The 10910-nt window shown below is 29.8% G+C and carries 7 protein-coding genes; 2 read left to right on the plus strand and 5 right to left on the minus strand.

Going from position 1 to position 10910, the window contains the following annotated elements:
* Positions 1–12: 12 nt before the first annotated feature.
* On the minus strand, positions 13–3552 hold the full coding sequence (gene smc / locus XO10_RS05845; RefSeq protein ID WP_175418313.1) for a chromosome segregation protein SMC: 3540 nt from the start codon (positions 3550–3552) through the stop codon (positions 13–15).
* A gap of 216 nt (positions 3553–3768) precedes the next feature.
* Between smc and XO10_RS05850 the strand changes: the two genes are divergently transcribed.
* Complete coding sequence (locus XO10_RS05850) at positions 3769–4980, plus strand: MFS transporter (RefSeq protein WP_014296641.1); 1212 nt, start codon at positions 3769–3771, stop codon at positions 4978–4980.
* Between the two features lie 180 nt (positions 4981–5160).
* Positions 5161–6501 (plus strand): FAD-dependent oxidoreductase, encoded by a 1341-nt coding sequence (locus XO10_RS05855; RefSeq protein ID WP_014296642.1) that lies wholly within the window; start codon positions 5161–5163, stop codon positions 6499–6501.
* Positions 6502–6674: 173 nt separating this feature from the next.
* Here XO10_RS05855 and XO10_RS05860 read toward each other — a convergent pair whose 3' ends face one another.
* The 4 genes from XO10_RS05860 to XO10_RS05875 form a co-directional block, all read right to left on the minus strand.
* The gene (locus XO10_RS05860) at positions 6675–8210 is read right to left on the minus strand and encodes an ATP-binding protein (RefSeq protein WP_175421235.1); all 1536 of its coding nucleotides are present in this window, start codon (positions 8208–8210) and stop codon (positions 6675–6677) included.
* A 151-nt stretch (positions 8211–8361) separates the two neighbouring features.
* Positions 8362–9042, minus strand: a complete 681-nt coding sequence (locus XO10_RS05865; protein ID WP_175421236.1) for an RloB family protein — start codon at positions 9040–9042, stop codon at positions 8362–8364.
* Entirely contained in the window at positions 9032–10267 is a 1236-nt protein-coding gene (locus XO10_RS05870) for an ATP/GTP-binding protein (protein ID WP_175421237.1), read from the minus strand. Before XO10_RS05870 ends, XO10_RS05865 begins: the two co-directional genes overlap by 11 nt.
* Positions 10268–10615: 348 nt before the next feature.
* Positions 10616–10910, minus strand: a 295-nt coding sequence (locus XO10_RS05875) for a GxxExxY protein (RefSeq protein WP_303048664.1), incomplete at its 5' end; no start/stop codon positions are given.

Genomic DNA, 10910 nt, shown 5'->3' on the forward strand with positions numbered 1-10910 from the left:
GGGGGAATTTTTTTAGTTAAGGTTCTCCATAAATTTAAAATCTACTGGAACAACATGAGTAACGCCATCTCTCATAGTAATTCCATGGAAAATATCGGCAATTTCCATCATCAATTTATTATGTGTAATAACCAAAAACTGTGTCTTATCAGCATGTTTCCTTATTAACTTCGCCAGTTTTCCTGCATTTATATCATCAAGCGGCGCATCAATTTCATCAAGCACATAAAATGGGCTAGGATTCACATTCATAAGTGCAAAAAGGAAAGCTGAAGTTATCAAAGCTTTCTCTCCACCAGAAAACAATTGCAATTTCTGGAAATTCCTTCCTGGCTTTTTAACGGAAATTTCCACACCTTTTTCAAAAGCCTTTCCTTCACCAAACATCTTCAACAATCCATCGCCGCCAACAAATAATTCTTTAATAAACTCACCAAACTTTTCATTTACAAAATTAAATGTCTTTAAATATTTCTCCTCTGCTTCCTGATCTATCTTATCAATACCTTCCTGTAATGTCTTAATAGACTTTAAAATATCCTCTTTTTGCTTATATCTATCATCAAGATCCTTTTTCACCATTTCATATTCATCTAAAACAGCAAGATCAACACTTCCAATATGTTTTAAAGCCTTTTTAATATCCTCAATACGCCTTTCAAGTGCCATAATTTCCATATCGTTTAAATTTTCAAAAACAAATTCTTCTGTATCAATTCCCATATTCTTTGCCTTTTCAAATAAAAAGTCCTTTTCATGAATAAGATTTTGTTTCTCTAAATCCAGCTCATGCGCAGCATTCTTCAAATCATCTATCTTATCCTTTATTTCATTTCTAAGCTTTTCATATTGTTCCAATTCCTCAAACTTCTCTTTCTTACCTTCTCTACTCTTTTTAAGCATTTGAAATGCCTCATTCATTTCCTCATTAATTCTTTTAATTTCCTCTTCATAATCTTCTAACTCTTTGCTTTTTTGTTCCATCTCATTCTTTAACTGCTTAAACTTATTCTCAAGTGATTCAAGATGATTTTCTATGCTTCTCAAATTATTCTTTACTTCATTTCTTTCCTTTTCATATTCTGAAATCTTTGACAATACAGAATTCTTATGCAAATTCAATTCATCCAATCTTGCAATCTTCTTCCTGAGTTCATTATCTATTGTCTTATTGCTCTTTTCTATTTCCTCTATTTCAATTTCTATTTTCTTTTGCAAATCAACATTATCGTTTATTTTTATTTCCAGTTCCTTCAATTCTTCCTCTATTTCATTTATCCTATCTTCAAATGTATCTATTCTGCTCAACACCTCTTCATACCCATGTTTTGCATTGGAATATTCCTTTTTAAAATCCTTATATGAATTCTTTCCATTTAAATGATTATATCTTATCTCATTTAACTTCTCTTCCAATTTTTTAAGCTCCACAGTTGAACGCTTATAATTATATTCCACCTTTTCCAAATTTTTTTCATTTAAAGAAATTTCTTCTTCTATTTCCTTCAATGACTCTTCAAGCTCAGCTAATTCTCTCTTTCTTGAAAGAAGAAGTGTTTGATTATTGTTTTTTGAAGCACCACCTGTAATTGCACCAGATGTGTTTATTATCTCTCCAGAAACAGTTGCAATTGTAAGCGACACATTCTTCATTCGATTTTTAATTTCCAGTGCTGTTTCAAGCCTATCAACAATTATTGAATTACCAAACACATATTTTATAACCTTTTCATATTCTGGATCATAACTTACCAGATCTACCGCATAGCCATAAAATCCTGGTTCATATTCCAGCTCTTTTACCCTTCTTAAATTTGAATTAATCAAATCAAGAGGCAAAAATGTAACTCTTCCAGCTCTTTCTGCTTTTAAATATTTTATATATGAAGACACCTGTGAAGAGCGTTTTATAACCACATTTTGAAGTCTAAAACCTGCAATTGTGGTAATAGCCGTTTCCAACTCTTCAGGTACCTCTATTAAATTCAAAACCACATCCACAATATTTTCATCATTATGAAACGCCTCAAACAGTTTTTTTATTGCATATGAAAACCCTTCATAATCCGAAATCTGCAGTTTTAAATTCTCTATCTTTCTTTTTGTTAAATCCTCTTCACGTCTTAACTTTTGAAGATATTCATATGTTTCCGAAACGCTCCTATGCAGCTCTTCTGTTTCACTTTTCTTTTCTTCAATCTGATCCATTAATTCCTTTTCTTTTTTAGAATAATGCTCAAGATCCTTTTCAAGAACTTTTAATTTTTCCTCTAATTCCTCTATCTTCTTTGCATAATTTTCCTTTTCAGTCTTCAAAAACTTCAATCGCTCATCCTTACTCCCCTGTTCGCTTATTAACTCATTTTTAGTTTTTTCATATTCTTTTCTTTCTTCAATTAATCGCTTTAATTTCTCTTTCAAAGAAGTTAGCTTATTCATCTCTTTAGAAATAGAAGCCTCTATCTCTTTCTTTTCATTTTCAACCTCTGTAATCTCTTCATTTAATTTACTCAATTCATTTTCATACTTTTCTATTAAATTCCTAATTTCTTCAAATCTCTTTTTATTTCTGGCATAATCCTCTTCAAACTTCGTCTTTTCCCAGCTATTTTCAACAATGGCTGAATTTAATTGTTTCAATTCATCCTCAAGATGTGTTTTCATCTTTTCATATGAATCAAGACGTTGCTTGAAGTTTTCCAGTTTTTCTCCATATGCAGAAAGCTTTTCATCCTTCTCTTCTATCTCCGCCTTTAATTCCCTGTATAACCTCTCAACCTCAAAACTCTTAGCAAGCAATTCCTTAACCTCTGACTTATTCTCAAGAATCTTATTCTCAATCTCCTGTATTTTCTCGCTTATCTTTATATTCTTGGCACCAAAATACTTAACCCCTATTTCCTTTAATTCCTTATTATACTCAACATATTTCTTAGCTCTCGATGCTCTGTTTGACAATGATCTAACCCTTTTCTCAACCTCATACAATATATCGTTTAATCTTTCAAGATTCTCCTTTGTCTGTTCAAGCATTCTCAAAGCTATTTCCTTTTTATCAAGATAAACCTTTATTCCAGCAGCATCCTCAATAAGCGCTCTTAACAATTCAGAAGGAGCTGCTATTAATTCCTTAACCTGGTCCTGACCAATAATAGAATAAAAGGACTTACCAACACCTGCACCACCCATTACCTCAATTAAATCCTTCAATCGGGCATTTCTATTATCAATCTTATATTGTATCTTCCCATCAGCAGAAAGAATCTTACCAAGAGTTCTTATCCTTCCCTCATCATCCTCTATCTTTATAAACACCTCAGCCTTTTTGGCAGGAGGCAACTTTTCAGTCCCACTAAAAATAACATCAAACTTCTCCTCTATACGCATTTGCTTTGAGGATTGTTCGCCCAATAGCCATCTTATGGCATCCACAATATTCGATTTTCCTGAACCATTTGGTCCAACAATACTAACAACATTTGCATCAAGATTTAATGTTGTATTTTTTACAAAACTCTTAAACCCTTTTATCCTCAACTCAAGTAACTTCAACCACTTCGCCCCCTAACTTATTACTAAAACTATTATATCATAAAAATTTTGTGCAATAATAACAAATAAAAATTAAATCAAAAATCAAGAAAACATTCATAAAAAGGTTCGTTCATGCGACTCAATTGCTGATCCTTGAAAATTCCCAACTTAGTTTTCTTTTCGAACTTTTTTTGATATAATAATATAAAAAGACTATATATCGGAGGTATCTATATGCAAAACGTCAAACGAAACTTCTACGCATTCATCTGGCACGCAATATTCCTCGCAATAGCAAGCTCATTCATCGAAGTAAACACCGTAGTCTCCTCATTAATCCTTCAAGCAGGAGGCGGTGAATTCCTGCTCGGCCTTGTCACAGCAATCTCTGTTGGAATTCCACTCTTAGCACAATTATTCTTTGCAGGGTTTCTCGTTTCAAAACCTCTAAAAAAACCATATCTATTAACAGGAATATACCTTAGAATCTTTTCATTATTAGCAATAGGTTTATTATTAATCTCTCCATTATCAGAAAAAACACTGTTAACCCTGATTATTATTATAATTTCTATATTCTCATTTAGCGGTGTATTTGCAGGTGTAAGTTACACCGATTTACTTGGAAAATCTATACCAAAGGACTTGCAAAGAAAATTCATGAGCTTCAGGCAAATATCCAGAAGTTCCTTTGCACTATTAAGCGCATTCTTAGCAAAGTATATATTAAATAAATTCGAATATCCACACAATTACTCAAACATGTTTCTCATAGCTTCATTTTCACTGTTCATAGCCTCACTTGGATTCTGGCTAATCAAAGAAGAAAAATTTGAAGTAAAAAGGGAATTCCCTTCTTTCATGGAAATAATAAAAAATATTCCTACAATACTTTCAAGGGATAAAAATCTCCTAAATTACGTTATCTTTAGCAATTTAACAGGGTTTGGTTTAATAATAATACCATTTTATGTATTACTTGCCAAAAACACATTTACCCTTTCAGACAAAATGGTTGGAAACTTCCTGTTATTACAAATGATAGGAATAGTTTTATCAAGTTTCGTCTGGGGACCATTATTACATAAAAAAGGCTACAAAAAAATATTGAAATACTGTATAGCAATTGGAGGTTTAATCCCAATACTTGCATTAATATTAAGCAAAACATCACCATTATTATACTCAACATTATTCCTGCTAACGGGAATTGCAATAAGTGCCCGTCAAATGACATTTGAAGGTGTTTTAATAGAAATCAGCGATCATCATAACAGAGCATTATACGTTGGAATCTCAGGAGCTTTAAACTTTGTAACAGCATTACTCCCATTAATAATTGGCGCAATTATAAAACACGTTGGTTTTATTAACGTATTCATCTTTGTAGCTATAATGATATACTCAAGCTTATATTTCTTAAATCAGATGAAATTAGAACATTAGAACTTTCTAATGTTCTAATTTTTTAATTTTCTAATTCTCTAATTCTCTTTTAATCTAAATTTAAAAGAAAATACATATATATTTTTTCAATAGATATATGATTTGTGATATAATTAATAATGTAAAGGATAAAAATGCCAAAAATAAAGTGAAAATTATAACTTTTTTAGGAGGGATATTATGAAATACGACATTATTGTTATTGGTGGAAGTGCAGCTGGACTCGTTGCAGCAATGACTTCAAAAAAAATCTACAAAGACAAAAAGGTACTTGTTATCAAAAAATTAGACAAAGAATTAGTTCCATGTGGAATACCATATATCTTTCACACACTTGGTGGTGTAGAAAAAGACTATATGGGAATTGAAGAAAAATTCAAAGCTATGGGAATTGACTTATTAATTGATGAAGTTATAGACGGTGATGCAGAAAAGAAAACAATATCAACAAAAAGCGGAAAAACATTTGAATATGAAAAATTAATTATCGCAACAGGTTCAACTCCATTTAGAGCTCCAATTCCTGGAAATGAACTTGAAAATGTACTAACAATTCCAAAGGATCATTTTTATCTCGAAACAGTTCACGAAAAACTCAAAGATGCTAAAAATGTGGTAATTATCGGCGGTGGATTTATCGGTGTTGAAGTTGCAGATGAAATCAAAAAAGCCGGTAAAAACGTTACATTAATAGAAGCAAGAGATTATTTATTACCAGCATCATTTGACAAAGATTTTGGAGAAATTGCACGTGAAGAAATTGAAAGCGATAATGTAAAAGTATTATTGAATTCTAAAGTAAAAGAAATCGCAGGAAACGGAAAAGTTGAAAAGGTTGTTCTTGATGGTGGAGAAGAAATACCTGCAGATGTTGTAATACTCGCTACAGGTTATAAGCCAAATGTTGAAATTGGAAAGAAAATGGGTTTAAAAATTACAGATCTTGGATACATTGAAACAGATGATTACATGAGAACATCAGTAGCTGACATTTACGCAGCAGGAGACTGTGTACAACACAAAGATTACTTCACAGGAAAACCATCAAGACTTATGCTCGCATCAGCAGCTGTTTTTGATGCAAGAATTGCAGCATCCAACCTTTACAAATTAAGAGTATTAAGAACAAACAAAGGCTCATTAAACGCATATTCAACAGTAATTGGAGGCAAAGCATTTGCTGCAGCAGGAATTACAGAAGCAGTTGCAAAACAGGAAGGTTTCGATATAGTTGTAGGAAAAGCGGAAGTTATGGACAGACATCCTGGTAAATTTGCAGATGCTTCAAAAATCGTATTAAAATTAATATTCTCAAAAGAAAGTGGATTATTATTAGGAGCTCAAATGGCTGGCGGAAAGAGTATAGGTGAAATGATAAATATTATCAGTTTAGCAATTCAAAAAGAAGTTACCGTTCAGGACATTATGACAATGCAAATAGGTACACACCCATTATTAACAGCAGCTCCAACTGTATATCCACTCTCAGTAGCAGCAGAACAGGCTTTTTCACAAATGTAAATACAATAATAAATACAGCCCCTTTAAGGGGCTGTATTTTATTGTAACTTCCTTTTCATCCTCAACAAAAAACCAGGGCAAAAATTTGACCCTGGTGGTTTGGAAAATGAATTATATAAATATATACCGTGGACCACATTCTAATCTTTCTTAGAAGGATCCATGGTATTTTTTTATAACTTCTCAATTATATATTCCTCAATATTCCTTTTTTCTGAATTTATATTCATTCCTATGAGATATATTTCTTTTCCGCTGTATTTTTCATAGTATTTCATTTCTTTTATTTGTTTTAATGCTTCGTCGCTACTTTGATCCAGTTTTATCTCAAATAAATATATCCTGTCGTCAAAATCTATTACTAAATCACTTCTTCCAAGATTTGTCAATTCTTCTGCTTTTACATCTATTCCTGCCGAGGCTATTATTGTAAATATCAATGAGTGATAATATTTTTCTTCTTTTTTGTGTAGATTATACGGAACAGCGCTTATTATCTTTTTTATTTCTTCTATTAATCCTTTTATGTCATTTTCTTCTATTTTTAAATATATCTCACTTACCCTGTTTATTTCTTCATCATTAAATCCATAATTGGCTTCTAATATTAGTGTTGAAAAACTGTTTTTCACTTCAAAATTTGGATAGTCCAGTATATATTTTTTCTTTAATCCATATTTTTTTATTCCTTTAAAGGTTAAATACCCTGCCTGCGTAAAGAAGATATTTGCTCTTGCATCTTCTATTTCTCGTGTTGAGAAATCTTCCGCACTTACCGGTATTTTTACTAAATCCTCATATTCTATCTTTTTACCTTTTATGTATTCATACAGAAAACTTGGTGATCCGCTTTCAAACCAGTAGTTTCTAAGTTCTTTTTTCTGGAAAAATTGTAATATCGAAAATGGATTATATACTGTATGTTCTCCATCAAATGAGAATCCATTATAATATCTTTTCATTTCCTCTAATAATTCTTTTTTTGTTATTCCAAACTTTTTTGCCGTTTCTTCTATATGTTCTTTAAAATAATATTCTAACTCTTCCTGGGTATATCCAAACATTTGTGAATATGCTGTATCTAATGATATATCGTTTAAATTGTTTAATGCTGAGAATACTCCTGTTTTGGTAAATTTTGTTATTCCGGTTATGAAGACAAATCTTATATGTTCATCATTCGCTTTTATTGTTGTATAAAAATCTCTCAATATTTCTCTATTGCTTTCCGCTTTTTCTTTTTTATTTATATTGTCCAATATTGGTTTTTCGTATTCATCAACTAATATTACTACTTTTCCTTTTTCTGATAGCTTCATTATTAATTCATCGAATGCAAACGCATAGTCTGTTTCTTCTATATTTATTCCGTTCCTTTTTCCTTCTTGTATTATTATCTTTGTTAAACTTTCTTTGAGTTTTTCTGTATTTTCTGATTTCGCCTTTAATAGATTTAATCTTATTATTGGATATTCCTTAAAATCCCATTTGTCATATATATATGTTCCCTCAAATAATTCCTTCTCTCCTTTGAATAAGTAATAAAATGTTGATACTGTTAAACTTTTTCCGAATCTCCTAGACCTTGACATAAAATAAAATTTTCCACTATTTATTAAATCATATAAATATTTGGTTTTATCCACATATATATAATTTTCTTCTATTATTTCCTTATAATCCGCTATCCCTACCGGCAGTTTTTTCATCACTTCCACCTCCACAATTGAATTATATCACAATTCAATTATGGTTTCCCTTCATTTCCAACAAAAAAACCAGGGCAAAAATTTGACCCTGGTGGTTTGATATAAATTATTCCCTCATTCTCAAAAAATTGGTTTTACAAAACTTGAAACTTTATTCTTTATTTTCAACGATTTCCATTAATTCTTTAACAAGATAATGTACAGTTGTGCAGGGAGCTTTTTTGGCATAAGAATTTTCTTTTCTAAATTTTTTTATTAACTTTTCTGCATTATTATATGCTTTTCTCCAACCAATAGTTTTTTCTAAAATTTCAAATATATCTTCTCTATTTTTACTATAACCTTTTTTGTCAATATGTTGTTTTATTTTACTGTCTAATTTATTTACATATTCATTACAAGTAAGATCCGAATAATTACTTTCAAAATACAAAAATAACCATAATTCAAAACATTTATTAGACCATGCAACGTTATATCCATTGTTTATTGCTTCCTCAATGGCTTTATTAAAACTATCATCCGAAAAATCATCTTTATCAAAAACCAACCATATGTTACCATAAATATTTCCGGACCTATTAATTATTTTTTCTATTTTCTTTACCAACTTTTCTGTTCCCAATCCTTTTCCTTTTATTGTTATATTATAAGTTTTTAAAACATTCGGATCTCGTCTTAAAAGTCCTTTTTCTCCAAATTTCCTTTTTATTCCTTCAAAATAATTTACTTCTGTCATTTCACCTTCACAAAAAATAAAATATCTTATGACATTCTCATCTCGAGAATTTTCTCTTCTTATTTTTTTCCTTCCTTTTCTTCTACCACTCAATCTTACCATCCCCAAAATAAAAATCCTTTATTATTGGTATAGCCCCATATTTTCCTTTTAAATAATCTTTATCATAAGAAGCATCATTTCTTACCTTTTTCCCATTTATTTTAAATTCAACCAATGAAAACAAAATTGATTCTTTATTTTCTTTATCAGCAAACCAAATTTCATCTCTTCTAAATAAATCCTTTGTAAGTATTGTTACATTGTGTGTTGTAAAAATCAATTGTGCATTATTTCTATTTACTTCTTCATCATGAAACATTGATATTATTTTCCTCATTAATATTGGATGTAGCTTTGAATCAAGTTCATCAACAAATATTGTTTCACCATTTTTAAATACATCATAAAAAATATTGTATAACACAAGCATCTTTTTCGTTCCATCAGATTCTTCTTCAAAAGGCAATTCTACAGGCTCCTTTTTTTTATTCAAATGCTTTGAAAATAAAACAGGTATTTTTTTATTTTCAATTTCTATTTCTCTTACAACAATATCTTCAATCTCTATATCAATAGATTTTAAAAAACTTACTATTCCTCTTATATAATTTTTATCCTTGTATCTAGACTTCAATCTATAATTTGTTTCATAAATTAACTCAGTTAAACTATCTCCAAAATTTACCACTTTAGTATTATTAAACCATTCAAAAACACTTTTTACTTCTTTTATATTCGTATTGCCCAAAAATGACAAAAACAATGTAGAACCATTAATAGCATTTTTAGCTAATTCTACAATTTCTTTTAAATTTTTTGATGACTTAATGTTATTCTCTGTTCTTTCAAAAACTGTATTATACCTATTTCTTCCCCTGAAATCCCTTTTATACAACCATTCTTCATAAACTTTATTATTATCAATTAAAAATCCGTATTGATATTCATCACCTTTAACTTTAAAAAAAACTTCAAATTCTGATTTTCCATTTTTTAATTCTTCATCAAAAGCATATCTCTTAAGGGGAATTTTCTTCTTTTCTCCAGCTTCTTTAAACGAAGATAACACCCAATATCTCATAAATGCAAATGCTTCTATAATATTACTTTTTCCTCCTGCATTTGGTCCATATATTGCTGCTACTTTTAAAAACTTTTCACCCTTTTTATCATAAATAAGATTATATTCATGTTCTTTAATTGAAGTTGCTGTCATATCTAGAGAAACCTCATTTTTATATGATTTAAAATTTTTAAAGTTGAATTGTATGAGCATTATTCTCACCTCCAACTTAATTATAACATAAAAAATTAAAAAAAGAATAGTTTTTTGAGAAAAATTCTCAAAAAACTATTCTTTTATAAAATTGTATTTATTTTCATAAAAAATGGCAAAAATTTGACCCCTCTACTTTAAAATAATCTATTATATTATTTTCAAAATTTGTGCATTTTTATTTTCCCTTTATGGACCATTTTTCAATTTCATTCATGGCTTACTTTTAGTATACAATATACACACAGCGGGAGCTGTGGGAGGATTGATAGTGCAATTGGTTTTATTTCAAATTTATGTTTGAGTTTTTTGTAGAAAACAATTGTTATAATAATTTCTATTTTTTATTTATTTCACTTTCGATGGATTTTCAAAGTTTGTTTTTATAAACCATACATTGATTTTTACTCCATCTATTTCTTCTATTTCATGTTTGAAATCCTCTATTGCTTCTGAATATATCACAAGCCAGCCTTCTTTTAAGCCACTTCTTTTTAAATATTCCACCAATTGCTTTTTCGATTTTTCATATTCATTTCCTGTTAGATTTGCTTTTATTTCTATTAGATATTCTCTGTTATTTAGATTTATTAATAAATCTATTCTTCCTCCTCCTACCTGTGTTTCTGGATATACCTTTCCT

Origin of the sequence: Marinitoga sp. 1135, from assembly GCF_013363245.1 — a bacterium.
GTDB classification, from domain to species: Bacteria; Thermotogota; Thermotogae; order Petrotogales; family Petrotogaceae; genus Marinitoga; species Marinitoga piezophila.

Excerpts from the sequence above, each read along its gene's own strand:
- XO10_RS05850 (WP_014296641.1), top strand. The coding sequence starts at position 3,769 with ATGCAAAACGTCAAACGAAACTTCTACGCATTCATCTGGCACGCAATA.
- XO10_RS05855 (WP_014296642.1), top strand. The coding sequence starts at position 5,161 with ATGAAATACGACATTATTGTTATTGGTGGAAGTGCAGCTGGACTCGTT.
- XO10_RS05860 (WP_175421235.1), bottom strand. The coding sequence starts at position 8,210 with ATGAAAAAACTGCCGGTAGGGATAGCGGATTATAAGGAAATAATAGAA.
- XO10_RS05870 (WP_175421237.1), bottom strand. The coding sequence starts at position 10,267 with ATGCTCATACAATTCAACTTTAAAAATTTTAAATCATATAAAAATGAG.